Source organism: Pseudarthrobacter sp. S6, assembly GCF_050156575.1.
Classification (GTDB): Bacteria; Actinomycetota; Actinomycetes; order Actinomycetales; family Micrococcaceae; genus Arthrobacter.
Genome location: NZ_CP189581.1, coordinates 2,579,637 through 2,605,488, shown reverse-complemented (window position 1 = coordinate 2,605,488; position 25,852 = coordinate 2,579,637). Strand labels below are relative to the sequence as shown.

28 protein-coding genes and 2 pseudogenes are annotated in these 25,852 nt (G+C 65.0%); 7 read left to right on the top strand and 23 right to left on the bottom strand.

The features are described from left to right. Positions 1-91: 91 nt before the first annotated feature. Genes ACQCS0_RS12445 through ACQCS0_RS12435 form a run of 3 tightly spaced genes read right to left on the bottom strand, consistent with a single transcriptional unit; the run spans position 92 to position 2,130 of the window. Positions 92-859, bottom strand: coding sequence for an SCO1664 family protein (locus ACQCS0_RS12445; RefSeq protein ID WP_426938480.1), 768 nt, complete (start codon positions 857-859; stop codon positions 92-94). Continuing rightward, the gene (locus ACQCS0_RS12440) at positions 859-1,413 is read right to left on the bottom strand and encodes a DUF3090 domain-containing protein (RefSeq protein ID WP_426938479.1); all 555 of its coding nucleotides are present in this window, start codon (positions 1,411-1,413) and stop codon (positions 859-861) included. Before ACQCS0_RS12440 ends, ACQCS0_RS12445 begins: the two co-directional genes overlap by 1 nt. Positions 1,414-1,437: 24 nt before the next feature. Further along, positions 1,438-2,130 (bottom strand): MSMEG_4193 family putative phosphomutase, encoded by a 693-nt coding sequence (locus ACQCS0_RS12435; protein WP_354154885.1) that lies wholly within the window; start codon positions 2,128-2,130, stop codon positions 1,438-1,440. A gap of 448 nt (positions 2,131-2,578) precedes the next feature. Here ACQCS0_RS12435 and ACQCS0_RS12430 point away from each other — a divergent pair, with 448 nt between their 5' ends. The 4 genes from ACQCS0_RS12430 to ACQCS0_RS12415 all read left to right on the top strand — a co-directional run bounded on the left by ACQCS0_RS12430 (position 2,579) and on the right by ACQCS0_RS12415 (position 4,150). Continuing rightward, positions 2,579-2,998, top strand: a complete 420-nt coding sequence (locus ACQCS0_RS12430; protein ID WP_354223992.1) for a hypothetical protein — start codon at positions 2,579-2,581, stop codon at positions 2,996-2,998. 21 nt (positions 2,999-3,019) lie between these two features. Beyond that, entirely contained in the window at positions 3,020-3,217 is a 198-nt protein-coding gene (locus ACQCS0_RS12425) for a hypothetical protein (protein WP_426938478.1), read from the top strand. A gap of 12 nt (positions 3,218-3,229) precedes the next feature. Then, on the top strand, positions 3,230-3,634 hold the full coding sequence (locus ACQCS0_RS12420; RefSeq protein ID WP_426938477.1) for a VOC family protein: 405 nt from the start codon (positions 3,230-3,232) through the stop codon (positions 3,632-3,634). 69 nt (positions 3,635-3,703) lie between these two features. Further along, positions 3,704-4,150 carry a CDP-alcohol phosphatidyltransferase family protein gene (locus ACQCS0_RS12415; protein WP_426938476.1) on the top strand — a complete coding sequence of 149 codons (447 nt, stop codon included), beginning with the start codon at positions 3,704-3,706 and terminating at the stop codon, positions 4,148-4,150. Positions 4,151-4,154: 4 nt separating this feature from the next. On the opposite strand, the gene ACQCS0_RS12410 is transcribed toward ACQCS0_RS12415, so the two are convergent. The 3 genes and pseudogenes from ACQCS0_RS12410 to ACQCS0_RS12400 all read right to left on the bottom strand — a co-directional run. Further along, complete coding sequence (locus tag ACQCS0_RS12410) at positions 4,155-4,742, bottom strand: NADPH-dependent FMN reductase (RefSeq protein ID WP_426938475.1); 588 nt, start codon at positions 4,740-4,742, stop codon at positions 4,155-4,157. Between the two features lie 155 nt (positions 4,743-4,897). Further along, positions 4,898-6,427 (bottom strand): FAD-dependent oxidoreductase, encoded by a 1,530-nt coding sequence (locus tag ACQCS0_RS12405; RefSeq protein WP_426938474.1) that lies wholly within the window; start codon positions 6,425-6,427, stop codon positions 4,898-4,900. A gap of 150 nt (positions 6,428-6,577) precedes the next feature. Then, positions 6,578-6,904, bottom strand: a pseudogene (locus ACQCS0_RS12400) (DUF4383 domain-containing protein); the annotation flags it as partial. A 146-nt stretch (positions 6,905-7,050) separates the two neighbouring features. On the opposite strand from ACQCS0_RS12400, the gene ACQCS0_RS12395 reads away from it, so the two are divergent. After that, on the top strand, positions 7,051-7,869 hold the full coding sequence (locus ACQCS0_RS12395; protein WP_426938473.1) for a CPBP family intramembrane glutamic endopeptidase: 819 nt from the start codon (positions 7,051-7,053) through the stop codon (positions 7,867-7,869). Positions 7,870-7,924: 55 nt separating this feature from the next. Here ACQCS0_RS12395 and ACQCS0_RS12390 read toward each other — a convergent pair whose 3' ends face one another. The 10 genes from ACQCS0_RS12390 to ACQCS0_RS12345 form a co-directional block, all read right to left on the bottom strand. After that, complete coding sequence (locus ACQCS0_RS12390; protein WP_426938472.1) at positions 7,925-8,107, bottom strand: hypothetical protein; 183 nt, start codon at positions 8,105-8,107, stop codon at positions 7,925-7,927. 18 nt (positions 8,108-8,125) lie between these two features. Beyond that, on the bottom strand, positions 8,126-8,620 hold the full coding sequence (locus ACQCS0_RS12385) for a hypothetical protein (protein WP_426938471.1): 495 nt from the start codon (positions 8,618-8,620) through the stop codon (positions 8,126-8,128). A 404-nt stretch (positions 8,621-9,024) separates the two neighbouring features. Further along, a complete protein-coding gene (locus tag ACQCS0_RS12380; RefSeq protein WP_426938470.1) occupies positions 9,025-9,423 on the bottom strand; it encodes an FAD-dependent monooxygenase in 399 nt (132 codons plus the stop codon). A 174-nt stretch (positions 9,424-9,597) separates the two neighbouring features. Continuing rightward, the gene (locus ACQCS0_RS12375; RefSeq protein ID WP_426938469.1) at positions 9,598-11,103 is read right to left on the bottom strand and encodes an NAD-dependent succinate-semialdehyde dehydrogenase; all 1,506 of its coding nucleotides are present in this window, start codon (positions 11,101-11,103) and stop codon (positions 9,598-9,600) included. Positions 11,104-11,124: 21 nt separating this feature from the next. Beyond that, on the bottom strand, positions 11,125-11,928 hold the full coding sequence (locus ACQCS0_RS12370; protein ID WP_426938468.1) for an HpcH/HpaI aldolase family protein: 804 nt from the start codon (positions 11,926-11,928) through the stop codon (positions 11,125-11,127). Then, positions 11,913-12,698 (bottom strand): 2-oxo-hept-4-ene-1,7-dioate hydratase, encoded by a 786-nt coding sequence (gene hpaH / locus ACQCS0_RS12365; protein ID WP_354154873.1) that lies wholly within the window; start codon positions 12,696-12,698, stop codon positions 11,913-11,915. Before hpaH ends, ACQCS0_RS12370 begins: the two co-directional genes overlap by 16 nt. 2 nt (positions 12,699-12,700) lie before the next feature. Further along, positions 12,701-13,780: a 3,4-dihydroxyphenylacetate 2,3-dioxygenase gene (gene hpaD, locus ACQCS0_RS12360; protein WP_426938467.1), complete on the bottom strand. Its 1,080-nt coding sequence runs from the start codon at positions 13,778-13,780 to the stop codon at positions 12,701-12,703. Positions 13,781-13,819: 39 nt separating this feature from the next. After that, positions 13,820-15,364 carry a 5-carboxymethyl-2-hydroxymuconate semialdehyde dehydrogenase gene (gene hpaE, locus ACQCS0_RS12355; protein ID WP_354154871.1) on the bottom strand — a complete coding sequence of 515 codons (1,545 nt, stop codon included), beginning with the start codon at positions 15,362-15,364 and terminating at the stop codon, positions 13,820-13,822. A 61-nt stretch (positions 15,365-15,425) separates the two neighbouring features. Continuing rightward, complete coding sequence (locus ACQCS0_RS12350; protein ID WP_426938466.1) at positions 15,426-16,124, bottom strand: GntR family transcriptional regulator; 699 nt, start codon at positions 16,122-16,124, stop codon at positions 15,426-15,428. Next, the gene (locus ACQCS0_RS12345; protein WP_426938465.1) at positions 16,117-17,604 is read right to left on the bottom strand and encodes a fumarylacetoacetate hydrolase family protein; all 1,488 of its coding nucleotides are present in this window, start codon (positions 17,602-17,604) and stop codon (positions 16,117-16,119) included. The genes ACQCS0_RS12350 and ACQCS0_RS12345 overlap by 8 nt, the downstream gene beginning before the upstream one ends. A 218-nt stretch (positions 17,605-17,822) precedes the next feature. On the opposite strand from ACQCS0_RS12345, the gene ACQCS0_RS12340 reads away from it, so the two are divergent. Further along, complete coding sequence (locus ACQCS0_RS12340; protein ID WP_426938464.1) at positions 17,823-19,808, top strand: FAD-binding monooxygenase; 1,986 nt, start codon at positions 17,823-17,825, stop codon at positions 19,806-19,808. Between the two features lie 491 nt (positions 19,809-20,299). Here the strand turns inward: ACQCS0_RS12340 and ACQCS0_RS12335 are convergent, their stop codons facing one another. Then, a complete protein-coding gene (locus ACQCS0_RS12335; RefSeq protein ID WP_354223972.1) occupies positions 20,300-20,752 on the bottom strand; it encodes a hypothetical protein in 453 nt (150 codons plus the stop codon). 53 nt (positions 20,753-20,805) lie between these two features. On the opposite strand from ACQCS0_RS12335, the gene ACQCS0_RS12330 reads away from it, so the two are divergent. Next, a complete protein-coding gene (locus ACQCS0_RS12330) occupies positions 20,806-20,952 on the top strand; it encodes a hypothetical protein (protein ID WP_354154942.1) in 147 nt (48 codons plus the stop codon). Here the strand turns inward: ACQCS0_RS12330 and ACQCS0_RS12325 are convergent. From ACQCS0_RS12325 to ACQCS0_RS12300, 6 genes and pseudogenes are all read right to left on the bottom strand, one after another. Beyond that, positions 20,936-21,056: pseudogene (locus ACQCS0_RS12325) on the bottom strand (transposase); the annotation flags it as partial. The gene ACQCS0_RS12330 and the pseudogene ACQCS0_RS12325 sit on opposite strands and share 17 nt — an antisense overlap. A 153-nt stretch (positions 21,057-21,209) precedes the next feature. After that, positions 21,210-22,460 carry an AGE family epimerase/isomerase gene (locus ACQCS0_RS12320; protein WP_426938463.1) on the bottom strand — a complete coding sequence of 417 codons (1,251 nt, stop codon included), beginning with the start codon at positions 22,458-22,460 and terminating at the stop codon, positions 21,210-21,212. 46 nt (positions 22,461-22,506) lie between these two features. Continuing rightward, a complete protein-coding gene (locus ACQCS0_RS12315; protein WP_354154865.1) occupies positions 22,507-22,692 on the bottom strand; it encodes a hypothetical protein in 186 nt (61 codons plus the stop codon). 54 nt (positions 22,693-22,746) lie between these two features. Next, positions 22,747-23,490 (bottom strand): sulfite exporter TauE/SafE family protein, encoded by a 744-nt coding sequence (locus ACQCS0_RS12310; RefSeq protein ID WP_426938462.1) that lies wholly within the window; start codon positions 23,488-23,490, stop codon positions 22,747-22,749. Then, entirely contained in the window at positions 23,491-24,930 is a 1,440-nt protein-coding gene (locus tag ACQCS0_RS12305) for an NAD-dependent succinate-semialdehyde dehydrogenase (protein ID WP_426938461.1), read from the bottom strand. It lies immediately after the preceding gene. Positions 24,931-25,032: 102 nt separating this feature from the next. Next, the gene (locus ACQCS0_RS12300) at positions 25,033-25,848 is read right to left on the bottom strand and encodes a carbohydrate ABC transporter permease (protein WP_354154862.1); all 816 of its coding nucleotides are present in this window, start codon (positions 25,846-25,848) and stop codon (positions 25,033-25,035) included. Positions 25,849-25,852 lie beyond the last annotated feature (4 nt).

The following is a 25,852-nucleotide window of genomic DNA, read 5'->3' as shown; positions in this document are numbered from 1 at the left end:
TCTCAGCTCCCCTGCTGGCATCCCCCGCAAGTCCTGGACAGTAACCGTTCCGGCCTTCAAGCATGCTGCGAAGCCCGTAGCCGTAATTCCCTTAGAACAGCGGCCAGGGCACCGCCGACATCTCACCGCTCGGAGCTGGGAACCGACGCGCCAAGCGCAACCGGGCGCAGCGCGCGGCAAGCGACGCAATTTCTTCGGCGCTGAGCAGGTTCGCCAGGTTTCGGCCCAGCTCACCGTTCAGTCCTTCGCTGACACGATTGATGCCCTCGAGTTCCTCGACGGTCAGGGCGTCTCCCAGCCACCCCCACAGCACCGTGCGCAGCTTGTGGTCACGGTGAAAGGTGAGCCCATGGTCCACGCCATGCCGGTGTCCGTCTGACATGGCAAGGATGTGATCGCCTTTGCGGTCGGCGTTGTTCACGACGACGTCGAACACCGCCATGCGTCTGAGCGCCGGAGAGTCCTCGTGTATGAGGGCGACCGTCCGGCCGTTCTCATCCTGGCCCTCGAGGACGTGTTTCCAGCCGATCTCCGGTACGTCGTCCGACGCAACGAGGTCCACCGCGTTCTGGTCGGAGTCTGTCTCCTGCCACAGCTGCACCATCCCTTCGCCGAACGGACCATCGCGCAGCCAGGTGCGTGGCACCACGTTCCAGCCGAGGACCTCCGAAACCAGGTAGGCGGCAACCTCCCGGTGGGCAAGGAAGCCGTCGGGAAAATCCCACAGCGGTTTCTCCCCTGCTATCGGCTTATAGACGACTTTCGTGTCGCCGATGCTGCCCAGGAAGGTGGCGTTCGACGCCGTCGTGATACGGCCGGTAAGCGTCAGCTCGGCAGTCAGCAGGTCGGACGCCGGCATCAGACCTCGGGCAGGGTGCAGACGTGCCCGTCGGCGTCTACGGGGTAGCCGCAGAGCGGGCATGCGGGACGCCCGGCGCCCACAACCTCACGCGTGCGCTTAGCGAATGCGCGCGCGGTGCCAACCGGCATCCGCACCAGCAGCATTTCGGGCACGTCAGCGTCGTCCTTATCAAGCGACTCGTCGTTGCTGTCAGGGTCGACATCGGTGATCGGGTAGGCCTCTATTAAGACCTGCGCCGTCGCGGGGTCCCAACCCAGGCTCATGGCGCCGGTCCGAAACTGCTCCGTAACGGCCTCGAGCTGGTCATTGTCGACGAGTTCGATCGGAGTACTCGTGGGAATGCTGTGGGGGTTGCCCTCGACGGCGAGAAGCTGGTCGAGCAATTCGTCGACCTTCTCTGCGAGCAGAGCCGACTGCTGCTTCTCCAGGGCAATACTTGTGATCTGGGTCCCTGCGCGCACCTGCAGGTAGAACGTTCGCGCCCCCGGAAGGCCAATGGTGCCAACGACGACCCGATCAGGCCAGGCAAACTCGTGAACACGTGTAGGCATATGAGTATTCTAGGCACATGAGGTTCATGTGGCCTTCTGCCCTGCACCGCCACCCACCGGCGCATCGCCAGGGTTGAGGCCGTTCGACAGCCATGACAGATCCCCCGCGTCGGTGTTGGTCGCGTAGACGCTCGGCCGGCGCGCGCCGTAGTGCACGATCGATACGGAGGCAGGGCCCACGTTAATACGCTGGAACAGGTCGAGGTGCATGCCGAGCGCGTCGGCGAGGATTGACTTGATGATGTCACCGTGACTCACCGCCACCCACACGGCCCCCGTCCCGTACTCGGCTTCAAAGGCTGCATCGTGGCGTCGAATCGCTGCCACCGACCGAGCCTGCATCGCGGCCATGGATTCACCGCCGGGAAAGATGACGGCGGACGGCTGTGACTGCACGGCCGACCACAGATCTTCGGTTGCGAGATCACTGAGCGTGCGGCCCTGCCACTGGCCGTAATCGCACTCGGTAAGATCGGATTCCAACGGCGCGTACGGAGCGCCAGCCTGGCGATCAAGGATGAGCTGGGCGGTCTGCTGACAACGCTCGAGAGGGCTCGATACCACCCCAACTACGGGCACGGCCGCGAGCCGCTCTCCGGTCAAAGCCGCCTGCTCACGCCCGATCTGGTCCAGGCTGACACCGGAGGCCCGTCCGGCCAGCAGTCCAGTGGCATTGGCTGTGGTGCGGCCGTGCCGCACGAGAATAACTGTCGCCATCCACCCAGCCTAACCGTCCACTCGATGGCTGTGTTTGCCCACACTTTGGAAATTGGAATAGCTTCCTCGTGGTGTGCTCGTAGAACCGGTCCTCCCCAGGTTCAAAGGACCGCACGACGGGGTGACCGACGGTGGGCGCGTGGGAGGGTCGAGGCGACAACCGGGGGCCGATACAACTCCGACCGAACGACGTTTCAGGAGGCAACGAGCACCCCTTGTCCCCAATGTCTCAGCGCGAGTATCGTGGGCGCCACCGAACCATTGAACCGGAAAGACGGCGGCCAATGACTACTCGGTTCCGATCATGCTGATTGCTACCCCAGACCCGACCTCTCGGCGCATTCTTGGAGATGAGTCACGTCGACTCCCGTGGCCGGCGGGCGGCCTGGCGGGCGAGGAGAATGCACTGGGTGCTGCGTGAAGCTGAGAGGCCCGCTAGGCTCGCCCTGTGACGAGTTCGCAGAACGGCAACGAACGCTACGTCGTTCGCCGGTGGTGGAGGGCAAGATCACTGCCCTGGGCGGTTTTGGTCGTTGTCTCCATCGTCGTCACAGGGATTGCCCTAGAACGGACAGCATTCTTCATCTACACGCCGGTCCCGGAGTTCATAGAGCGGTTGCGCGTTGGCAGGCTGCTAATGCTCGCCGGGTCTGCCATATCGCTTGCAGCAGCAATATGGTCGCAGGTCCGCGGTAACCCGCTTTGGGTGACGATCTGCGTTGCCTCGCCGGCAGTGCTGGTGGGCATGGCTACCATGATCATGACGCCCCCATCTCTGATTCCACAGATCACCGGTCTTATCGCCCTTCCGGCAGCCCTGGCGGGACTCATAGGAGGGCTCCTTCCCGACACCAGGCCGCGATCGTGAGTGCCGATAGGGGGTGCCATCGTGAGCCTGTTCGCACCGGAGGCCCTCGGCGGGGGTGTTTCCAGCGAAGGAACCGGAGTGACCAATGTTGAGCCCGTGGTCTTCGTCTGGCCGGTCGCGTTCTGCGTAGGTGTCGTCGCCGTCCCGGACCCCGAGACGGTGATGTACTGCGCGCACCTCGATCTCGCCACCACCTCTGCGGCCCATAAGGCGGAGTAGGTCGCGCGCCTGTTGGAACTCGGTGCGACGCCTGCCGACGTGGGCCAGGGTGATGTGCCGTGGACGGTCCTGGCCGACCCGGAGGGACATGTGTTCTGTGTGCTGGAGCCGCGACCGATCTACCGGGATACGGGGCCGATCGCCACTGTGGTGGTCGACTGCGCGGACCTGCGGGCCATGGCCCGGTTCTGGGGCGAGGCTACGGATTGGACCCTGCACGAGGTGAACGACGATCATGCGGGGAAGCGGCAGAAGTGGCCCGGCTGCGGGCTCTGGGCGCCACGTACGCCGACGGCGGCCAAGGCGATGGTTCATGGGTGTGCCTCGCCGACCCGGAGGGCAACGAGTTCTGCGTTCTCACCCCGGGATGACGCCGGGTCACTGACAGTCAGATTCGAAGCGCTGTCCGCCTGGTAGGCCCGGCATCCGGGCTTGCATGTACCGGGGCTGTTCACTGGGCGCCCGGCGGACCCTCTCCTCGTCGTCGTGGGGTGCGCTGCTTTCATTCTCGACGCCGTCGACGGTCCGGTCGCCCGGCGTACCGGCACAGCATCAGCGGCGGGAGCACGCCTGGACACCAGCACGGATGCCGCTCTGGTGCTGGTTCTATCGTTCGTAACTGCGGCCGCCATCGGCTTCTGGACCATTTGTATCGGAGCCGCCTACTACGTTTTTCAGGCCGCCGGCTACTTCCGGCCCCACCTTCGCGGAAGCCTCCCGGCGAGCGCAGCGCGGAAGGCAATCGGCGCCTTCCAGCCGTTCGCACTGCTTCTGGCGCTTGTCCCGGGGGTACCCCCGGCTTTTGCTGCAACGGCCCTCGCCTGGGCCCTCGCGCTGCTTGTGTTCTCCTTCACCTGCGACGTCGTCGAGCTGGAGCGCGGCCGCGGGGCCGGATCTCCTGCCGCCAAAGTGCGGCGTCCCCTTTTCCGTTGACCGCTTATACGGCGGGGGAGGCGGAAACTACCGGAACGGGACGAAGCACTTTCAGGGCCCCTGCCCAGGCGATGACCTGGTCGAACACCGCCGGCAATCTTTTCTCTGCCGCCTCCGAGGGCTTGAATATACGGTAATTTTCAAACTCCGTTGCCAGGTTCAGGGCCACTTGTGCCCGCACATCGGCCAGTTGCAGCTCACCTGCCACCGCACGCAGATGTTCCACAGCCCGGACGCCACCGGCACTGCCATAACTTACGAAGGCCGCTGACTTGTTGTTCCACTCCAGGTAGAGATAGTCGAGGGCGTTCTTCAGGGCCGCCGGAATGGAATGGTTATACTCGCCCGTGACAAAGATGTAGCCGTCAAAGCGGCCCACAGCCTGGGACCAGGACTTTGTGTGCATGTGGCTGTATTGGCCCTGTGACGGCGGTCTGGGCTCATCCAGCAGGGGGAGATCGAAGTCAGCGACGTCCAGGAAACCGAAGCTCGCGTCGGTACGTTCCAGGGCCCGCGAGTATACCCAGTCAGCCACCGCCTTCCCCAGCCGTGAGGGTCTAGTGCTCCCCAGCACAATTGCAATCCGGATCATGGCAGAAACCCTTTCGTCAACGAAACTGCCCCTATCCAAACAACACTCCAGGTGCCGGGAAGCTTCCGATGAGGACGTTTGCACCGGTGATCATTGCGTCGACGTCGCTGGCGAGGTAGGCGAGAAGCGATGCCATTTCCTCGGACTCTGTGCGATCAAGGCATCTGTGCGGGTGGGAGGTTCTTGGCGGCCGGCCCCTGGATGACGGTGCCCTCGGGGGTGAATCGGGAGCCGTGGCAGGGGCAGTCCCAGGTGGCGTCGGCGGTGTTGAAGCCGACGGTGCAGCCAAGGTGTGTGCAGGTGGCGGAGACGGCGTGGACCTGCCCGTCTGCGTCTTTGTAGACGGCAGTGCTCTCGCCGTTGACGGTCATGACTTTCCCCTCACCCGGCGACAGCTCCGTGTGGCCGGGCCGGCCGCGGAGTTTGCCGGCCAGGACCGCGGCCACGGTCTTGACGTTCTCCTTCATGAAACGTCTCGCGCTGGCCTGCGGGGTAATACGGTTGCTGTTGAACACCGAGGCCCAAGGGTTCTCCCGGCCGTTGAGGGTGTCAGCGAGAATGAGCGCGGCCGCGGTTCCGTTGGACAAGCCCCATTTGCGCAGACCGGTGATGACGTACACATGTTTGGCGGTGGGGGACATAAGGCCGGCGTAGGGCAGCCCGTCGAGCGGCATGCCGTCCTGTGTTGACCAGCGGTAGGCGACCTTGTCCACGCCGAGGCGGTCGTGGGCGAAGGCTGCGAGTCTGCGGTACCGCGCGGCTGTGTCGCCGGACTCCGATACGCGGTGGCCCTCGCCGCCGGTAAGCATATAGCTGGTGCCACTGGCGCTCGCGGTCAGAATGGACCGCATCGGTTCGTCGACGCTGATGAACGTGGCGTCCAGCGGTGGGGTGTCCACGCGTCCGGCGACAATGTAGGAGCGGTGCGGATGACACCGCAGGTAGAACAGGCCCTGGCCGCCGAACGGCACATTCGTGGCGACGATGATGTTGCGGGCCCGGACGGTGCCCTGTTCGGTATCGACGACGGCCGGGGAGCCGTCGTGGATTCGCTGGGCCCGGGTCTGCTCGAACACGAAGCTGCCTTCACCATCAACCACGCGGGCGAGCCCCTGGAGGTATTTCACGGCATGGATTTGCGCCTGTCCGTCGAAGCGGACAGCACCCTTGACCGGGAAGGGCAGCGGTACCTCGGTGGTGAAGGAGGCGGGCAGGCCGAGCCTCGCTGCCAGGTTGGCTTCGACGCGGACGAGGTCGAGCGCGTTGTCGGTTTCGGCGTAGGTGTAGTTGGCAACTCTGCGGAAGTCACAGTCGATGGCTTCCTCGGCCACTAATTGCGCGACGTATTCGACTGCGGACTGGTTGGCCTGCCCGTAGGTGCGGGCGGTGTCGTCGCCGTGTCGGCGTGCAAGGTCCGTGTACGCCAGGCGGTGAAGGGAGGTGACCTTGCCCGTGGTGTGGCCGGTGACGCCGGTTCCGACGCGTGCGGTCTCGATGACCGCAACGGTCAGGGCGGTGCGTTTGAGCGCTAACGCGGCGGTCAGCCCAGCGATGCCGGCCCCGATGACCGCGACGTCCACCTCCAGATCCCCGCGCTGGACCGGATAATCGGTGGTTCCGGCGGTGGCGACCCAGAGGGAGCGGGATTCACCTTCAGGCCGTCCACTGTTCGATGCGTCATTCACTGCGTCACCTCAGGATCACCCGGTGTACTGCTCGGCTGTGTTAAGGCTGCGTCAGCAGCAGCCGACGCCGAGGGAGGCGACGGCGGGCCGTCCCGAGGATTTCGCGCCCGGGGGACGGCCGCCATCGTCGGTTTTCCACGAACCGTGGCGCTATGGGGTGCTTCCCCTCATCTTCGCCATGGCATCCCTGCCGAGCCAGAGGCCCAAGCCGATCATGCCGAGGCCCAGAACCAGGTGCAGCCAGTTGTCAGCAGTGTTGAACGGGACGAAGTTGGCAGCCGCGTTCATGTCGATGACCAGGCCGTAGATCCACAGCAACAGGTACACGATGCCGCCGCCGAGCAGGAACCAGCGGGCCATCGGGTTTGTCCGGGCCATAACGATGCCAGCCACACCGAACAGCAAATGCACGATGTTGTGCAGCACTGACACTTGGAAGACGCCAAGGAGCATGGCCCCGGACTCATGTCCCGCGAACGCCCATATCGTACTCCTGAAACCCCGTGTGTGCAGGGGAAACAGTGCCTTCGAGGCCTCGGATGGTCGGTGACCGGAGCCCTGGAAAGCAAAGGCTTGCCGCGGCCATCTTTTCCAGTGCTCACCGTCGCTGACATGCTGGTGGGGTGACCTTAGCCTCGACACAGCCACCCCGCACTGTGCTCAGCTGGAAGCTGGTCCCTGCGGTGCTCCTCTCAGCGTCCGGAGTGCTGTTATTCGGCGTCGAGAATGAGCCCGTGGGCTACAGCGTGCTCGCGTTGAGCCTGGTCACCGCCGCGCTGATCGACAGCGAATTCGTGCGGCACCTGGCTCTGGTTGCGGCGGGAATGGTGATCATCAGCCTGGTTCCGCTGAACGCTGACTTGAGCATCCCGCACATGACGCTGATGGGTAGTGCCCTTGCGCTGGCCGTGGTGGTGCCGTGGCTGGTGTCCCGTTTCGTCTACCGCGAGAAGATCATCAAATTTCCGGTGAACACGGGCCGTAAATGGCCTTTGTCAGCGAAGCTGTATCTGATCGCTGTTGTGGCCCTCGGTTACTTGATTCTGCCGGTCTACCTGATCCGCACGGACGTGTATCAGAACTGGCCGGACGCGTCCGACCCCACCATTTTCTGGCGGCTGTTTCTTGGCGTCAACGCTGTCGGAATTTGGGACGAGCTGTTCTTCATCTGCACCACCTTCACCCTGCTGCGGCGGCACTTTCCGGACTGGCTCGCCAATATCCTGCAAGCCGTGGTCTTCTCGTCGTTCCTTTGGGAGATCGGGTACATGGCCTGGGGTCCGCTGCTGACGTTCCCGTTCGCGCTGCTGCAGGGCTACACCTTCAAGCTGACCAAGTCGTTCACCTATGTGGTGACGGTGCACCTGGTCTTCGACTTCGTACTGTTCCTCGCGCTGGTGCACGCGCACAACCGCGACTGGCTGCCGATCTTCCTGTATTGAGGCCGCTCTCGAAAATGCGTGCGGCGGAGGCACCAATCAGGCTGTCAGGTTCAGCTCACGACGTCGATGCCATCGTTGGTGAGGACCTGATCGAAGGCCGGGGCTGGCTGAGGAAGCTGTGGTCTTGATCCTCCGTGCAGAATCCCATGGCGCGTTCGACGCCGGAACGGTTGTAATAGGAGCAGTCGATGATTTCGCCTGCTGCCGGCAGGCGGGCAACGCAGCGTCGGAAGTACAACCCGCTGGGAGCGCTACATCATGGCATCCCGGCCAAGTGCGCGCACGCGTCCCACAAGCGCTTCCGGGCTTCGGGGTCCGATCCCATGCCGGGCGTCGGAAGCTCCTTGCGCTTGGCCCATAGCTGTCCGGAGACTCCCGCTGTTTCGAGTGACGTGGCGAGCCAGATCGGTGTATCCGCTGCGTTGCCGGCAGGTGCGCCAAAGGTGTTAGTGATCCAGCGGAAAGGCCCTCCAACATCCATCAGGAGCGAAGTGTTCTTGACCGGTCCCGGATGAACGGCATTGGCGACCACGCCTGAGCCGCGCAGTCGCTCAGCGAACTCCTGGGTGAGGAGAACACGGGCGAGCATGGTGGGCGGCGTCGAGCGAAGATAGGTGTACGTTCCGTTCGCTGTCTGGAGGTCGTAGAAGTTCAGCTTGGCATTGCCGTATCTGGACGCGATGTTAACGATGCGGGATACACGCTGCGATGCGGCAGGTCCGGACCCGGTTCCGGCGTTACCCCCTGTCATGGCGGGACAGGAAGTCTCCCGCTGCCGTATGGATCGAGGACTGGACAGAGAGGTCACAAACCAGCGGCTCAAGCAGGGCACCAGGAACGAGCCGGCGGATGCCTTGCATCGCTTCTTCCGCCCGGGTTGTTGAGCGCCCACCACAACCACCACAGCACCTTCGCGGGCAAGGCCAGTAGCCACAGCGCTCCCCAAACCGCCGGCCGCGCCTGTCACCAATGCCACGGTTCCATCCATGGAAGCCATCGCCTCGCCTCCTGACGCCTTGCTTCGTTGTCAACAGCACAGCACATGTGAATCGGACTGACCAGACTCGTGGATAAGTTCAGCGGGACTTAACGATCGCCCAGCTCCGGGCCGTTTACGAGGCTGTCTGGGGCACCCGCTCGCGTGACTGACGCCCCTTAGCGGCGGGGGAGCGGGGGATCCCGCTGTGGCCGGAGCTTCACCAGCCGGCCGGCGGCACCAACCGCGGCGTTGCGGATTCCTGAGCCGGCATCCAGCATGGCGAATCGGCCCATCAGGCGTGAGGCCAACACCAGCCGCTGAGTCCGTGCCCGGCGTTCCTTGTCGAACGCCGCAAGTCCTGCCTCAACGGAGGGGGCCTGTGCCGCGGACCGACCCAGCGTGGTTCCGTCAACGATGGCCTCGCAGGCCCCACGTCCAAGGAAGGGCGCCATTGCGTGGGCGGCGTCGCCTACCAACTCTGTCCTTCCTGTGGTGTACGACGCCAGATTCGGAGCCTCGAACAGTCCATGATGCAGAATGGCCCCTTCTTCGATCCTGTCAATCAGCTCCCGCACGCCGCGGTGGCAAGACCCGAAATGGTTCAATATCTGCGGCAGATGCGGTCCGTCAAGATCTGTTGCAAAGCGCGGGGCCGTCGTGGACGTGGCACAGCAACTGGATTCTTTTTACTCGATAGGACCCTTGTCGTCGCAGGAACGACAACGGGACGGACGCCCACAGAGGCGTCGTCAGCGAGTGTATGGGTCTGCTATTCCGATGTATTGGGTGGTGGTGTATTCGGCGATGCCTTCGGTGCCGCCTTCGCGTCCGAGCCCGGATTGCTTGACTCCGCCGAAGGGCGCGGCCGCGTTGGAGATGACTCCGGCGTTGAAGCCGACCATGCCGAACTCGATCTGTTCGGCTACCCGGAGGAGACGGTTGAAGTCGCGGCTGTAGACGTAGGAGGCGAGGCCGTATTCGCTGGCGTTAGCCAAGCCGATGGCGTCTTCCTCGGTGGCAAAGGTGGTGACCGGGGCGACGGGGCCGAAGATTTCCTGTCGGAGGATCTCCGCGTCATTTGGCACGTTGGCCAGGACGGTGGGCTGGTAAAAGTAGCCGGGCCCGTCTACGGGGGCTCCTCCGGTTATGGCAGTGGCACCGGCGTCGACGGCGGCGCTTACCAGGGCGTGCACGTCATTCCGGGCGTTGGCGTCGATCAGGGGTCCGACTTGGGTGGCGGGGTCGGTGCCCCGGCCGGTGGTAAGGGCGCCCATGGCGGCGGCGAACCTTTTCGTGAACTCGGCGGCCACGGATTCCTGGACCAGGAAGCGGTTGGCGGCGGTGCAGGCTTCGCCCATGTTCCGCATTTTCGCTGCCATGGCACCTTCGACGGCTTTGTCCAGGTCGGCGTCCTCGAAGACGATGAACGGGGCGTTCCCGCCGAGTTCCATGGACGTGCGGAGCACGTTCTGCGCGGCGTCGGCCATCAGGCGTTTGCCCACCGCTGTGGATCCGGTGAAGGAAATTTTGCGGAGCCGCGGGTCGGCGAGCAGCGGCCCGGAGATCCCGGCCGCAGAAGACGAGGAGACCACATTTAGGACACCTGCGGGTAGGCCGGCGTCGAGCATGGTCTGGGCGAACAGCTGTGCGGTCAGAGGTGTGAGTTTGGCGGGTTTGAGGACCATGGTGCAGCCGGCGGCGACGGCGGGGGCGACTTTGCGGGTGGCCATGGCGAGGGGGAAGTTCCAGGGCGTGATGAGCAGGCAGGGGCCCACTGGTTTGTGCTGGACGAGGATCTTGTTTTTGCCCTCGGGGGTGGTGAGGTAGCGGCCGTAGTCCCGGACCGCTTCTTCGGAGAACCAGCGCAGGAATTCGGCGCCGTAGGTGACTTCGCCGCGGGCTTCGGCCAGTGGCTTGCCCATTTCCAGGGTCATGAGCAACGCGAAGTCTTCAGCGCGTTCGGTGATCAGGTCGAAGGCGCGGCGCAGGATCTCGGCGCGTTCACGGGGTGCGATGCGCGCCCAGGATGCCTGGGCTGCATCGGCTGCGTCGAGTGCGGCGAGTGCGTCGTCGCTCGTGGCGGACGCGAGGGTGGCGAGCACCTCCCCGGTGGCGGGGTTGTGGACATCGAACGTGCCGCCGTCGGACGCGTCCCGCCACTGCCCGCCGATGAGCAGGCCGGTGGGCACGGAGGCGAGCAGCGCGGATTCACGTTCCGGTGACACAGCGGGAGAGAGGGTTGAAGAAGCTGTCATCTAATAAGTCCTTTGGAGTGGTCAGTAGCTGGCGGGGGTTTCGTCGCCGTCGGGCGTGATGAATTCGGCCGCGAGGGCTTCGGAGCCGCGTGCCAGCAGGGCGACGTCGGCGCCCACCAGGATGAAGGCGGCGCCTGCCGCCAGGTAGTGGCGGGCGGTATCGGGGTTGAAGGCATTCACACCGGCCGGTTTGCCGCCCCTCTTGGCTGCAGCGAGGCAGTGTTCGACGGCGGCGCGCACCTCTTCGTGTTCCTGCTGTCCCAGCAGGCCCATGGAGGCGGCGAGGTCGGATGGTCCCAGGAAGATGGCGTCCACACCGTCCACCGCGAGGATCTCCTCGACGGCCTCAACTGACGCCGTCGATTCAATTTGCACGGTGACGCTGATGGTCTCGCTGGCGCGCACGAGGTAGTCCGGGACCCGGTTCCAGCGGGCGGCGCGGGCCAGCGCGGATCCCACACCCCGGACGCCGTGGGGTGGGTAACGGGTGGCGGCCACTGCCGCTTCCGCTTCGGCCGCAGAGTTCACCATGGGGATCAGCAGGTTCTGCACGCCGACGTCCAGGTACTGCTTGATGAGCACGGTGTCGTTGACCGGCGGGCGGACGAGAGTGTGGACCGGGTAGCCGTGGATGGCCTGGAGCTGGCCGAGGATGGATTCGAGGCCGTTGGGGCTGTGCTCGGCGTCCACCAGAAGCCAGTCCAGGCCGGATCCGGCACAAAGCTCGGCGACCAGCGGGCTGCCGGAGCAGACCCACATCCCCGCCAGCGGCCGGTCCGCCGCGGTGAGGGCGTGACGGAAGGTGGGTTCTATTCGAAGCGGCATGTCACTACCCCCAGTGGTCCGTAGTCGGCGTGGACGGTGTCGCCTTTGTGGACCCACATGGGGCGGGTGAAGGAGCCGGCGAGGATGATGTCCCCGGCTTTCATGCTGTCACCGTGGGCAGCGATTTTGTTGGCGAGCCAGTGCACCCCGTGGGCGGGGTGGTCCAGAACGCCGGCAGCCACGCCTGTTTCCTCCACGGTTTGGTTTTTGTAGAGGATTGCTGCGACCCAGCGGAGGTCGACGGCGTCGGGCTTGACGGGGTTGCCGCCGATCACCATGGCGCCCATCGCGGCGTTGTCGGCGATGGTGTCCACGATGGTCCGGCCCTCCATTTCAATCCGGGAGTCCAGGATCTCCAGGGCCGGAACCACGTAGTCGGTGGCGTTGAGGACGTCGAAGATGGTGCAGCCGGGGCCTTTGAGTGCGCTCTTGAGGACAAACGCGAGTTCAACTTCCACGCGCGGATGGGTGTACTGGTCCCACTCCACGGAGCTGCCGGTGTCAAGGACCATGTCATCGAAGATGGCGCCGTAGTCCGGTTCGGTGATGCCGGTGGCGGCCTGCATGGCCTTGGACGTGAGGCCGATTTTGCGGCCCACCAGGGTGCGTCCGGCTTCCTCGTTCCGCCGCCGCCACAACTGCTGCACGGCGTAGGAATCCTCCACCGTCATCTCTGGATACCGCGCAGTCAGCCGCGGGACGGGGGTGCGGGACCGGCCAGCCTCCAGCAATTCGTCGGCGATGGCCTCAATGGTCTGGGCATCTAGCATGGCTACAGCTGCGCCCCGAGCTTGAAACCTTCGGCTGCGCTCTCTGCGTCCTTACGGGTGTAGGAGAAGCCGTCGGCGCCGACGGTGACGGCCATTTCGGAGGCGTCGGTGCGTTCGATGACGGGCTGGGGGTTGCCGTCGAGGTCCAGGACCAGGGAAGCCTCGGTGTACCAGGAGGGGACTACGGGGTTGCCCCACCAGTCGCGGCGCTGGTTGTCGTGGACGTCCCAAGTGACGGTGGGGTTGTCAGGATCACCGGTGTAGTAGTCCTGGGTGTAGATCTCGATGCGGTGCCCGTCGGGGTCCAGGATGTAGAGGTAGAAGGCGTTCGAGACGCCGTGCCGGCCGGGGCCGCGTTCGATCCGGTCACTGATGCGCAGGGCGCCCATTTTGTCGCAGATCTGGATGATGTTGTGTTTTTCGTGGGTGGCGAAGGCGACGTGGTGCATGCGCGGGCCGTTGCCGCCGGTCAGGGCGGTGTCGTGGACGGTCTGTTTGCGGTGCATCCACGCAGCGTACGTGACGCCGTCGGAGTCCTTGATGTCTTCGGAGACGCGGAAGCCGAGGTCTTCGAGGTAGGCACGCCCGCGGGGCACGTCGGGGGTGACCTGGTTGAAGTGGTCCAGGCGGACCAGTTCACCGGCGGAGTAGAGGTCGTAGCGCTGGGTGAGGCGTTCCACGTGCTCCACGTCGTAGAAGAATTCGTAGGGGAAGCCCAGCGGGTCCTCGACGCGGACGGAATCACCGATGCCCTTAGTGAAGCCGTCCTTGCGGCGCTCAACCCGGCACCCGAGTTCCTTGTAGTAGGCCTCGGCGGCGTCCACTTCGGCGGGCGACTTCACCCGGTAGGCGAAGACGGCGACGGCGGCGATGGGTCCCTTGCGGAGCACCAGGTTGTGGTGGATGAACTCCTCGAGGGGGCGCAGGTAGATGTTGTTTTCATCTTCCTCGGTGACGTGCAAGCCGAGGACGTCGACGTAGAACTCGCGCGATTTAGCGAGGTCGGTGACCACAATTTCCATGTAGGCGCAGCGGACGATGTCCGGGGCCGGAACGGTGGGGGTGGGAACGAAGGTGGCCATGGTGTTCTCTCTTCTTTGAGCAGGTAAGGGGGGAGGGGACTAGCTGTCGCCGGCTGCCGCGGCGTCGTCGATGCTGCCGAATTTTGGCGTGTGGACCGTGCCGAGGCTGATGTGCACGGCTTGCTGGTCGGTGTAGAAGTCGATGGAGCGGTAGCCGCCTTCGTGGCCCAGGCCCGAGGCTTTGACGCCGCCGAAGGGGGTGCGGAGGTCCCGGACGTTGTGGCTGTTGAGCCAGACCATGCCGGCTTCGACGTTCTGGGAGAAGTTGTGCGCGCGGGTCAGGTTCTGGGTCCAGATGTAGGCGGCCAGCCCGTAGCGGGTGTTGTTCGCCAGGGCCAGGGCTTCCTCGTCCGAGTCGAAGGGGGTGATGGCAACGACGGGGCCGAAGATCTCCTCCTGGAAGATCCGCGCGTCCGGGGCGACGTCGGCGAATACGGTGGGTGCGATGTAGTTGCCTTCGGGGAGGTGGTCAGGCCGTCCGCCGCCGGCGAGGAGCCGGCCTTCGGACTTGCCGATTTCCACGTAGGAGGCGACCTTGTCGTAGTGCTCGGGGTGGACCAGGGCGCCGACTTCGGTTTTGGGGTCGTGCGGATCCCCGACCACGATCTTCTTGGCCCGGGCGGCGTACTTTTCGCAGAACTCGTCGTAGATGGCGCGTTCTACGAGGATGCGGGAGCCGGCGGTGCAGCGTTCGCCGTTGAGCGAGAAGACACCGAACAGGGCGGAGTCGATCGCGGCGTCGAGGTCGGCGTCGCCGAACACCACGCACGGGGATTTGCCGCCGAGCTCCATGGACAGGCCCTTGAGGTTGGCGGCGGCGTTGCTGAAGATCGTCTGCCCGGTGGTGGTCTCGCCGGTGAAGGAGATCAGCGGGACGTCCGGGTGCTTGACGAGGGCGTCGCCGGCTTCCTCGCCCAGGCCGTTGACCAGGTTGAAGACACCGTCCGGCAGGCCGGCGTCTTTGAAGATCTGTGCCCAGAGTGATGCGGAGAGCGGGGTGAATTCGGCGGGTTTGAGGACCACGGTGTTGCCGGTGGCCAGGGCCGGGGCAAGCTTCCAGGACTCAAGCATGAACGGGGTGTTCCACGGGGTGATGAGGCCGGCGACGCCGATTGGTTTGCGGTTGACGTAGTTGATCTGGGCGCCGGGGACCTTCATGGCATCGTCGAACTGGGCCACGATCAGGTCGGCGAAGAACCGGAAGTTCTCCGCAGCGCGCAGGGCCTGGCCCTTGGCCTGGGTGATGGGCAGGCCGGTGTCAAAGGTCTCGAGTTCCGCGAGCCGTGCTTCCTGGGCCTCGACGGCATCGGCAATCCTGTTCAGGACGCGGGCACGTTCGCGCGGTTTCATCTTCGGCCACGGGCCGTTGGTGAACGCTTTACGGGCGGCGGCGACGGCAAGGTCGATGTCTTCCTTCTGGCCGGCCGCGGCCGTGGCGTAGTTCGTGTTGGAAACCGGGTCCAGGACATCAAAGGTCTTGCCACCCACGGAGTCAACGAACTGGCCGTTGATGTAGTGCTGGATGTGCGTGGGAAGGTCCTGCGGAACGTAGTGGGTGGTGGTAACAGGAGCGGTGAACGTCATTGTTGTTTCCTAACTAACTGATCTTGCAACGCGGGGTCACTTCTGGCCCATGCGGGGGCCATTAATGGGCGTTAAGTGACCCCGCGTTGCTCTGTGGGAGGGGTTGAGCCTGGGCGAGGTAGGCGTCCAGGGTGGCGGAGCGGTGGAGGCGGGCGGACTTCTCGATCACGTCCGCGTCTGCGCCGGTCTCGATGAGTTTCAGGAGCGCTTCGTGCTCGTCCACGGACTCGTGGGCGCGGCCGGGGACGAAGCGGAACGTCGAGGACCGGAGGGAGGCGAGCCGGTTCCAGCCCCGGTGGACGAGGTCCAGGATGTGCGGGTTGGGGCAGTACTCAAACAGGATGCTGTGGAAGTCCTGGTTCAGCTGCGTGAAGCGGACGGGGTCGAAGTGCTCCAGGCATTCGCGCATGTCCTCGTTCACGGCCCGGGCGCGGGCGATCGCCACGGAATCGATCAGCGGTGCGGACAACGCGGTGGCGGCACCTTCGACGATGCTCAGGGTCTGCATCGTGTAGAGGTACTCGGTCGGGTCGATCCCGGAGACCGTGGCTCCGACGTTCCGCTCGAACGTCACCAGCCCTTCGGCCTCGAGGCGGCGGATCGCCTCCCGGACCGGGACCACGCTGACGCCCAGATCCTTGGCGATGGCGGCCAGGACCAGGCGGTAACCGGGGGAGTAGGCGCCTTCGACGATGCGCGCCTTCACAGCGGCGTAGGCCTGCTCCGATTTGCTGCCTGTGGCCATCAGGGTCTCAGTCATTTGCTTGGCCCGCTTCCCATGCTTCATATTTGGCCCGCCAGTCCGCGTTCAGCGGGTAGAGCCCGTCCACGCTGTGGCCCTGTGCCACCATTTCCGCGATGAACGTCTCCTCGCGTTCCTGGCTGATGGAGTCGTCGGCGAGCTCTTCGGCGAGGGCCGGCGGGATCACCAGGATGCCGTCGGCGTCAGCCACGATGATGTCCCCGGGCTGCACGGTGGTGCCGCCGCAGGCGATGGTGATGTCCGTGTCCCACGGGATGTGCCGGCGCCCCAGGACCGCGGGGTGCGGATTGGCATAGTACGTGGGCATGTCCATCGCGGCCACCGCGGAGAAGTCCCGGACGCCGCCGTCGGTGATGATCGCCGCAGCACCCCTGACCTGGGCGCGCAGGGCCAGGATGTCCCCGATAGTGCCGGTGCCTTTCTCGCCGCGCGCTTCCATGACCAGGATCTCGCCCTCGTTCACGGAATCGATGGCCTTCTTCTGGGCGTTGAACCCGCCGCCATGGGTCTTGAACAGGTCCTCGCGGTTGGGTACATACCGGAGCGTCCGGGCCAGGCCCACGATCCGCTTCTCCGGACGGGTGGCCTGCAGGCCGTCGATGCTCACGTTGTTCAGGCCGCGCTTGCGCAGCTGGGAAGAGAGCGTGGCGGTGCAGACGCTTTCGAGCTTCGCCTTCAGTTCCGGGGTCAGGACATGCCCGACGGCGGCGCTTTCGACCGCGGGAAGGCCCGCCGCTTCCCGCGAACCATACGCCTCCTCCCGCTGTGCGTCGTCAGCCTTGGGCCGGGCACCAAAGTCAGCGAACGCCGTCGTGCCTTCCTGCACCCGGGTGACCAAGCGCCCGGTGTTCAGTACACCAGCGCTGACCTCAACCTCGACGACGTCACCCGGGTTTGCTACCGAAGCGCCGGCAGGTGTGCCGGTGAGGATGATATCGCCCTCCTCGAGGGTCAGCAGCTGGGACAGGTCTGCGACAAGCCGGGCGAACGGAAAGAGCAGGTCTTCGGTGGTGTCGTCCTGGACGAGGTCCCCGTTGTGCCAGGTCCGGATCCGCAAAGCTGCGGGGTCAACGGCGTCCGCGGCGATCAGTCCCGGGCCAACCGGGGTGAAACCATCGCCGCCCTTGGACCGGAGGTTGGAGCCCTTGTCCGCGTAACGCAGGTCGTAGACTCCGAGGTCGTTGCTCGCGGTGACCCATTCAACGTGGCTCCATGCATCCTGGATGCCTACGCGGCGGGCGGGTCTGCCGATGATCAGGGCAATCTCACCTTCGTAGCCCAGCAGCTCGCAGCCCGCAGGCCGCTCCACTGTTGAAGGTGTCTCCGACGAGCCGAGCGCCAAGGACGACGACGGTTTGAGGAAGTAGGAGGGCTGCGCGGGAGTACGCCCGCGCTGGGAAGCGCGGCTGGGGTAATTGATGTGCACCGCAATGACCTTGCGGGCCGCGGCCACGGTGCCCTCGTTGACCTGCTCCAAATTGTCTCCTCATGAAGTACGAAATCGTATATGATGACTATTGCCCACGAAGAGAGCTTCGTCAAGCCCCTGTATCACCGCTGATTGAGTCTCTTGTTGTTCGGATCACACTGCCGTACAGTGTTGGACCAACCCCAGCGTCTCTAATATAGAATCGCTAATTCGCATATAGAACACCGGCTTGGTGATCAATACCCACAGTGAAGTGAGGAAAGCCCGTGCAGTTTCACCACCATGGATACGTATCCGGAGATCCGCGGGTGCAGCCCGCTGCCGGAGTCGGCATCAATCGGCCCGCAGAGCTTCCCGACGAGGTAGACGTGCTCATTGTGGGGTCCGGGCCTGCCGGCATGCTCGCCGCGGCGCAGCTGTCCCAGTTCCCGGGCGTCACAACGAGGATTGTGGAGCGCCGGGGCGGGAGGCTCGCCATCGGCCAGGCTGACGGCATCCAGGCCCGCAGCGTCGAAACCTTCCAGGCCTTTGGCTTCGCCGAGCGGATCATCGCCGAGGCGTACCGCATTACGGAGATGGCGTTCTGGAAGCCGGACCCGTTGGATTCCACGCGCATCATCCGGACCGCGCGCGCCGCAGACGACCCGGCTGGCGTCAGTGAGTTCCCGCACCTGATCGTCAACCAGGCCCGCGTGCTGGACTACTTCGCGGAATTCATGGCGAACTCGCCCACGCGCATGGCGCCCGACTATGGCCTGGAATTCCGCAGCCTCGACAGCGCGGGCGAGGGGGAGTACCCGGTGACCGTGACGCTGGTGCATACGGAGGGCCCCAACGCTGGCCGGGAGCGAATCGTCCGGGCCAAGTACGTCGTCGGCGCGGACGGCGCGCGCAGTAAGGTCCGGGAGTCGATCGGCTGCACGCTCGCCGGCGACAAAGCCAACCATGCCTGGGGCGTGATGGACGTCGTCGCCGTCACGGACTTCCCTGACATCCGTACCAAGTGCGCGATCCAGTCCGGTACCGGCGGCAGCATCCTGCTGATCCCGCGCGAAGGCGGGCATCTGTTCCGGATGTACGTTGACCTCGGCGAGGTCAACGAGAATGATAACGGCGCGGTGCGCAACACCACGATCAACCAGATCATCGGCAAGGCCAACGCGATCCTCCACCCCTACACACTCGACGTCCGCAACGTCGCCTGGCATAGCGTGTACGAGGTCGGTCACCGCCTGACCGACAGGTTCGACGACGTTCTCCCGGAGCAGCGGGCCACCCGCACCCCGCGGGTGTTCATCACGGGAGACGCCTGCCACACGCACAGCGCCAAGGCCGGCCAGGGGATGAACGTCTCCATGCAGGACGGCTTTAACATCGGCTGGAAGCTCGGACACGTGCTTGAAGGCCGCAGCCCGGAGAGCCTGCTCGCCACCTACTCGGCGGAGCGCCAGGTCATCGCAAAGGACCTCATCGCCTTCGACAAGGAGTGGTCAACGCTGATGGCGAAGAAGCCCGAGGAGTTCGATAGCCCCTCCGAGCTTGAGGACTTCTACGTGCGCACCGCAGAGTTCCCCGCCGGATTCATGACCCAGTACGCACCCTCCATGATCATCGGCGCGCCCGCACACCAGGACCTGGCCACCGGGTTTACGATCGGCAAGCGCTTCAAGTCCGCGCCCGTGGTACGGGTCTGCGACACCAACCCGGTCCAGCTCGGCCACCACGCCACGGCGGACGGCCGGTGGCGCATCTACGTCTTCGCCGACCGTGCGGCGCCCCAAACGGGAGAACAGGCTACGGGCTCCGCTGTCGCGAACTTCGCCGAATGGATCGCGAACGCGCCGGACTCACCGCTGGCGGCAACGCCGGCGGGGGCCGACCGTGACGCGTGGTTTGACCTGAAGGTGATTTACCAGCAGGACCACTCCAGCGTCGACATCGGAGCCGTGCCCAAGGTGTTCAAGCCGCAGGTAGGACCGTTCCGGCTCGCGGACTATGAGAAGGTCTACGCCACCGAGCCCGCGGCGGACATCTTCGAACTCCGAGGTCTGGACCGCGGCGGCGTCGTCGTCGTCGTGCGGCCCGACCAGTACGTGGCAAATGTCCTGCCGCTGAAGGCGATGAGCGAACTGGCCGCCTTCTTTGGGCCCCTCCTGCCGGCCCGGCACGCAGAAGCAACTCCACCCGAAGCGCAATCCGCCGGATCCGGGGCGCGCACCGGCCTCGTCCTCAATCGGACATCAGCGGAATGATTGGCGACACCGAGCTCGCTAAGTCGTTCATCCACGCCGCGGAGGTGGACGGACAGGTGTACCACGCGGGTGCACCGAAGCGGGAATGCCGATGCCAGGTGCCAGCAGCGAGCGGCACCTGCAGGCCCAACAACGACCAGAACCACCCATCGGAGACGTGGAACCCAACGCCCAACCGCCAGAATCAAAACCAGGACCGGACACCCAACCCAACCATCATGAAAAATTCAGTACGCTCGAATACGGGGCTTCGTGCCCTTACTCCGGCTTTTCCTTGGACAAGGCGATGATCCAGTCCGGCGTCACGTCGCCAGTGAGCTTATCCAAGGTGATCCTTGCTCTGGCGGCAGCGATCTGAACTTTTCGGTCTTGTGGGCTGACAGATGCAGGACGGCGGGACGGCGGGACTGATTCCACACTTGTTTGGGTGGGCCTGCGACGGGTTCCCGGGTGTGCCATGGCCATCGTCGACCTCCTACCTGCTTGCGCCGTCATTTGTTGTCTTCTTCATTCTCGCGCCTTGCTTCCGGGTCGTCCAGCCTCGTCAGGCGAGCCTCGACGTGATCTGAGACGGCAACTGCGTCGGCGGCTTCTGCAAGGCGGGCGGCGTTTGCCGCTTCGAGCGGATCGTCGGTGCCAATTTTCAGGAGAATTCCGTCCTCTGGCGTGGCCAGTTTGCTTCGGCCCAGGATGTTGATGGCCTGCTGTCCCATCTCGGCCCGCTTGGGCTCATCCGACATGGAAGCGTCCAACGCCCATTGCGCGCGGCGCCACCATTCGGCGCGGTTGTCAGCCCGGCGTCTCTGCCACAGCGTGAAAAAAGCGATGAGGGCCGCAATGACGGCTGCTATGAGCGGGGCGAACGCTGCCCATACCTGCCAGTCGGCCGCGGGGGCGTTGTGGACGAACACGTCGATCGGGCCCGGGGATGATGTCGGTGGCATAGGTTCACCCTAGGCCGCGGTCTAGACGGCGCCCGGCGTTGTAAAGGTGTGGCGTGGTTCCGGTGGACCCGTGCGATCTCGGCGGCGATCTTGCGCAGCTCCAGCTCCGCGGCGATCTCGGTGGCCGTGAACGGGAACAGCGCGGCCAGTCCCGGGGCGGTGTAGCCGTTATTGTCCCCCTGGATGACCCCGCAGCTTGACGGCGCGCCGGTAGCGGGCGTTGAGATTCGATCGTCTTGGTCGAGCAGATCACGCGCCGGATTTCCACGTCGTAGTCCAGGAACGGGATGAACTCCTCCCACGCAGGTCCCGGCCGGCGGGTCGGAGAGTGCCCCGAAGGAGGCGTCAGTGCAACCCAGAATAGGTGACTCATATGATCACCTATTCTGGGTTGCTGGGTGTCTAAATGCCGGCTTTCCGCATGACCCACGAAATGAGGGGCCGCAGGTTTCTCGTGTTATCTGGACGCAGCAAGACGTGCATCCAGCAAGCCGGCAGCGATTGCTGGAGCAAGCCCTGGTGCCAGTGGAAGTCGCGGGACCACCAGGCAGTGCCAGAGGTGATAGATGTCCGCCTTGCCGGACCACACGGTCGAGGTGACATTGCCGTTCTCGTCGAGTTCCTGTTTCCAGGACCCGTGGTCGTAGTCGATGAACCAATCGCGGGCGTGGTCCCAGATTCGCTCGTACCAGTCCGCGTACTTCTGGTCACCGGTGGCGATGTAGAGGGCTGCCGCGCCTCCAATTGCCTCGGCGGGAACCCAGCGGATGCGGGTAGTGACAACCGGCTTGCCGTTCCAGTCGACGGTGTAAACGAATCCCGGATGACCGTCCGGTTCCCAGGCGTCGCGAGTGGCGGCGTCGAACAAGCCCCGTGCATCCTCCAGCAGCCAGGGCGGAACCTCCATGCCGCGGGCTTCGAGCCCGGCACGGACATGCAGGAGCAGGCGTGCCCACTCAACCCAGTGGCCTGGGGTTCCGCCGTACGCGCGGAACTGGCTGGCCCGGTCATCGGTGTTGTACTCGGGCATGGGGTTCCACTCAGGGTCGAAGTGCTCGAAAACCCGGTAGTTGTTGTTGCGCGCAAATTCGTGGATGAGCACCTCGGCGATATGGAGTGCCCGTTCGAGCCAGCGGTTCTCCCCGGTCACGTCGGCGACGATGAGGTACGCCTCGACGGAGTGCATGCTCGCGTTCCCACCACGGTACGCTTCGGTTTCCGTGAACTCCCGGTTCCAGGAGTCGAAGCACATGCCGGCGTCGTGGTCCCAGAACTTCGTGTCAGCGATACGCAGCGCCTCGTCGAGCAATTCCCTGGCGCCCGGGCGCTTGGCGGCAACGGCGCTGGCAGCAGCGAGCAGAACGAAGGAGTGCTGGTAGCCGGACTTGGTGTCGTTTACCGGTCCATTCCCGTCTATCTCGGCATACCAACCGCCGAACTCATCATCGTGGAAGACGCCGCTGAGCGCGGTGATGCCGTGGTCCACGAGTGCCGCAGCACCAGGGCGTCCCATGAGGGCAGCGACGGCGAAACTATGGATCATACGCGCAGTAATCCAGAGGTGGGTCGGCTTGTCGGTAAACACCGCGCCGTTGTTGTCGAGCCAGCCGAATCCTGTGGGCACCTTTGAACCCGCGGCGAAATTGATCAGCCGATCGGTTTCGGCCTCGAGCCATCGTGCGTGAGCGGCACTGTTCAGCCACGTCATGTTATTTCCTCTCTATGGTGCGGGTGCAATTGAGAATGATGCCTGATTAGCGAGTGCCGAAGTCGGAATCTGTGTAGGCGCCTGCGCCACGGGCAGCGCCCCCGCAGTTGCAACGGTCTCCTACTTCGAGCTGGATGGTCACCGGAGCGCCCGCATCAATCGTCAGGGAGACGGTCTCGCCCTTTATGGTGGACACACGCAGGAGGTTTTCTTGCGGAGAAACGACTGGCATAGCCGCCCTTTCGTTGGTGGTTCGGTGTGGGCGGGATGGGCGCCGCAGCGGTTGCTAGCCGACGACATCGAGCACGCCGCGGATGGTGGTGGCAGCCGCTCCGAGGTACGCCAGGACGATCAGCAGGACCTGGGCGGTCCGGGCCGGGACGAACCGGGCAGCGACGTCGCCCAGCACCAGGCCTGCGAGGCAGGCCATGGCGACGGCCACCCACATTCCCCATGGCAGCGGGGGGAACGTCTCCGGGGCAGTGAGAGCTTTGGAGATCAGGGAGAACACGCCGATGGTGAAAAAGTACGGTTGCATGGTGGCAGCGAAGGATTTGTGCTGCCACCGGGTGGCGATGGAGTACATGCTGACGGCAGGCCCGCCCACCCCGGCTGCCGTGTTCATAAATCCGCTCAGGCCGCCGGCCGTGAAAAGGTAGCGGCGGCGTGGAGTGAGCGTGGCGGACTTGAGGCCAAGCAAAATGGTGAGCCCAACGGCGAGGAGCACACCGATGGAGATCTCCAGCACCGCCGGCGGGATGAGCCGGATCAGGAAGGCTGCCGGGATGATCCCCAGCAGCGCCGACGCGGCCAACGCCGCGTACCGCTTCCAGTCGATGTCCCGCGCCACCCGGAAGATGATGGCTCCCGCCGTCACGGCCCCGCAGAGATTCACCAGCACCACCCCTTCCACCGGGCCAAGGAGCAGGACCAGGAAGGGAGCAGCCACCAGCGCGAAGCCCATGCCGGTGATGCGCTGCATCCCGGCTCCCATGACGATGGCGCCCAGCACCAATCCGGTGGTCAGCATTTACGGCTTCCAGGCCACGTACTGGACCTCCTCGAACTCCTCGAGCCCAAGGCTTGATCCTTCGCGGCCCAGGCCGGACTGCTTGACTCCGCCCATGGGAGCGAAGGCCACGGAGGGAAGGGGATCGTTGACCCCCACGATGCCGGCTTCCAGGCGTTCGGGGATGTCCCAGGCGCGCTTGGGATCGCGGCTCCAGAGGTACGCGGCGAGGCCCATCTCGGTGGCGTTCGCCTTGCGGATGGCGTCCTCGTCCGAGGTGAAGGTCACGACGCCGGCCGCCGGGCCGAACACTTCTTCGCTCACCAGGGGTGCGTCGTCGGGGACGTCCGTGAGCAGTGTGGGAGCCATGAACGCGCCGCGCGCCGGAACCTCGGTCCGCTGCGTGACGCGGCGGGCGCCGCGGGCGAGGGCGTCGTCCACCAGAGCCTGGACGGCGGCCACCCGATCGGCGTCGATCATGGGACCGAGGTCCGGGACGTCCGAACCGTCGTCGGGAACGCCGTGGCCGATGCTCATGGCGTCGAACCGTGCCGCCAGTTTCTGTGAAAATTCCTCGGCGATGCTGTCCTGGACCAGGAACCGGTTGGCGGCCACGCAGGACTGGCCGGTGTTGCGGAGCCGGCCCAGGACTGCGCCGTCGACGGCTGCGTCCAGGTCCGCGTCCGCAAAGACGATGAACGGTGCGTTGCCGCCCAGTTCAAGCAGCGGACGGACCACGCGTTCTGCGGCGGAGGCCATGATCTGCTGGCCCACGCCGGTGGATCCGGTGAAGCTGACGGCCCGCACGGCGGGGTGCTGGAGCAGGGTTGCGGTGATTTCGCGCGAGGGTCCGTGAACCAGGTTGACGACGCCGGCGGGGAACCCGGCGTCGTGCATGACCTCGAACAGGCCGGTGGCGGCGAGCGGCGCCTTTTCGGACACCCGGCCCACCACGGTGCAGCCTGCGGCCAGCATTGCGGCGAGCTTGCGGGCCTGGATGGATACGGGAAAGTTCCAGGGGGTGAGGCTCAGTGCCACGCCGATGGGTTTGCGGAGGCTGAGGTGGCGCCGGCCGTGGAGTTCGGGTGGGCTGACGGTGCCGGTGGAGCGGCGGGCTTCCTCGGCGAACCAGCGGAAGTACTCCACCGAGAAGTCCACCTCACCCTGGGCTTCCGGGAGCCGTTTTCCGGCTTCCAGGGCCAGCGTGTGGGCCAGTTCGTCGCGGCGTTCGGCCAGCAGGTCGGCGGCGTTCCGGAGCAGGTCTGCCCGGTTGCGCGCGGTGGTCCGGGACCAGGAACCGAAGGCGTCGGCCGCGGCGTCAGCGGCCGTAGTGGCATCGTCGGCGGTGCCCCAGGCCACTTCGCCGACCGTGCTGCCGTTTCCGGGGTCGGTTACGTTCTTGGAACTGCCGGCGGAGTGCCAGGATCCGTTCACCAGGTGTCGGGCTGATTTGAGGTTCACGTATGTTGCCTTTCGTTGGGCTGGTGGAGGTCCGGCACCGCCGGACGGGCGGAGCCGTCCTCCGTCCAGGAGGGCGTCGACGGAGCAGTCATGGCTGGTGCCTCATCCTTTGCTTGCTCCGGCGGTGATCCCGGCAACGAAGTAGCGCTGCAGGAAGACGTAGGCCACCACTACGGGCAGGGAGGCCAGGATGACGCCGGCGAACAGCAGCGGGTAGTTGGTCTGGAACTCGCCCTGGAAGCTGAGCAGTGCCAGCGGCAGGGTCCGGTTGCCCGGGGACTGGATGAACAGCAGCGGGTAGAGCAGCTCGTTCCAGTGGATCACGAACAGGAAGATGGCCGCGGCAGCAACGGACGGGGCAGACAGGGGGAGTGCGATCGACACGTACGTCCGCCACGGGCCGGTGCCGTCAATCGAGGATGCTTCGTAGAGTTCCTTGGGTAGCGTCCGCATGAACCCGCCGAGGATGAAGACGGCGATCGGCAGGGTGGACACCACGTTGGCCAGGATCAGGCCCGCCAGGCTGTCCAGCAGCCCGAGCCGGCCGAACAGGACGTATAGCGGCACCATGTTGGCCTGCGCGGGGATGGCCATGCCCAAAACGAGGAAGCCGAAGATGGCCCAGGCCATGAACCCCTTGAGCCGGGAGATGGCGTACCCGGCGAGGCTGGCCAGCAACAGGGTGAGCGGCACGGAGATGGCGGTGACAATGACGCTGTTGGTAAAAGACGAGCCCAGGTCCTGGCCGCCGATCACCTCGGCGTAGTTGGCCGGCGAGAGGGACTGCGGCAGGCTGAACGGTCCGGCGAACAGTTCCTGCGTGGACTTGAAGCTGCCGAACCCCACCACGGTCAGCGGAACGATGATGATGACCGCGTAGATCGCGAGGATTCCGCGGCGGGTGACTGAGGCGAGCATGCTG

Bases quoted from the DNA above. Each gene is read 5' to 3' on its own strand.
- ACQCS0_RS12445 (WP_426938480.1), bottom strand. From the start codon at position 859: ATGCCGGCGTCCGACCTGCTGACTGCCGAGCTGACGCTTACCGGCCGT.
- ACQCS0_RS12440 (WP_426938479.1), bottom strand. From the start codon at position 1,413: ATGCCTACACGTGTTCACGAGTTTGCCTGGCCTGATCGGGTCGTCGTT.
- ACQCS0_RS12435 (WP_354154885.1), bottom strand. From the start codon at position 2,130: ATGGCGACAGTTATTCTCGTGCGGCACGGCCGCACCACAGCCAATGCC.
- ACQCS0_RS12410 (WP_426938475.1), bottom strand. From the start codon at position 4,742: ATGATCCGGATTGCAATTGTGCTGGGGAGCACTAGACCCTCACGGCTG.
- ACQCS0_RS12385 (WP_426938471.1), bottom strand. From the start codon at position 8,620: ATGACAGGGGGTAACGCCGGAACCGGGTCCGGACCTGCCGCATCGCAG.
- ACQCS0_RS12375 (WP_426938469.1), bottom strand. From the start codon at position 11,103: ATGACAGCTTCTTCAACCCTCTCTCCCGCTGTGTCACCGGAACGTGAA.
- ACQCS0_RS12370 (WP_426938468.1), bottom strand. From the start codon at position 11,928: ATGCCGCTTCGAATAGAACCCACCTTCCGTCACGCCCTCACCGCGGCG.
- hpaH (WP_354154873.1), bottom strand. From the start codon at position 12,698: ATGCTAGATGCCCAGACCATTGAGGCCATCGCCGACGAATTGCTGGAG.
- hpaD (WP_426938467.1), bottom strand. From the start codon at position 13,780: ATGGCCACCTTCGTTCCCACCCCCACCGTTCCGGCCCCGGACATCGTC.
- hpaE (WP_354154871.1), bottom strand. From the start codon at position 15,364: ATGACGTTCACCGCTCCTGTTACCACCACCCACTACGTTCCGCAGGAC.
- ACQCS0_RS12350 (WP_426938466.1), bottom strand. From the start codon at position 16,124: ATGACTGAGACCCTGATGGCCACAGGCAGCAAATCGGAGCAGGCCTAC.
- ACQCS0_RS12335 (WP_354223972.1), bottom strand. From the start codon at position 20,752: ATGCCACCGACATCATCCCCGGGCCCGATCGACGTGTTCGTCCACAAC.
- ACQCS0_RS12320 (WP_426938463.1), bottom strand. From the start codon at position 22,460: ATGACGTGGCTGAACAGTGCCGCTCACGCACGATGGCTCGAGGCCGAA.
- ACQCS0_RS12315 (WP_354154865.1), bottom strand. From the start codon at position 22,692: ATGCCAGTCGTTTCTCCGCAAGAAAACCTCCTGCGTGTGTCCACCATA.
- ACQCS0_RS12310 (WP_426938462.1), bottom strand. From the start codon at position 23,490: ATGCTGACCACCGGATTGGTGCTGGGCGCCATCGTCATGGGAGCCGGG.
- ACQCS0_RS12300 (WP_354154862.1), bottom strand. From the start codon at position 25,848: ATGCTCGCCTCAGTCACCCGCCGCGGAATCCTCGCGATCTACGCGGTC.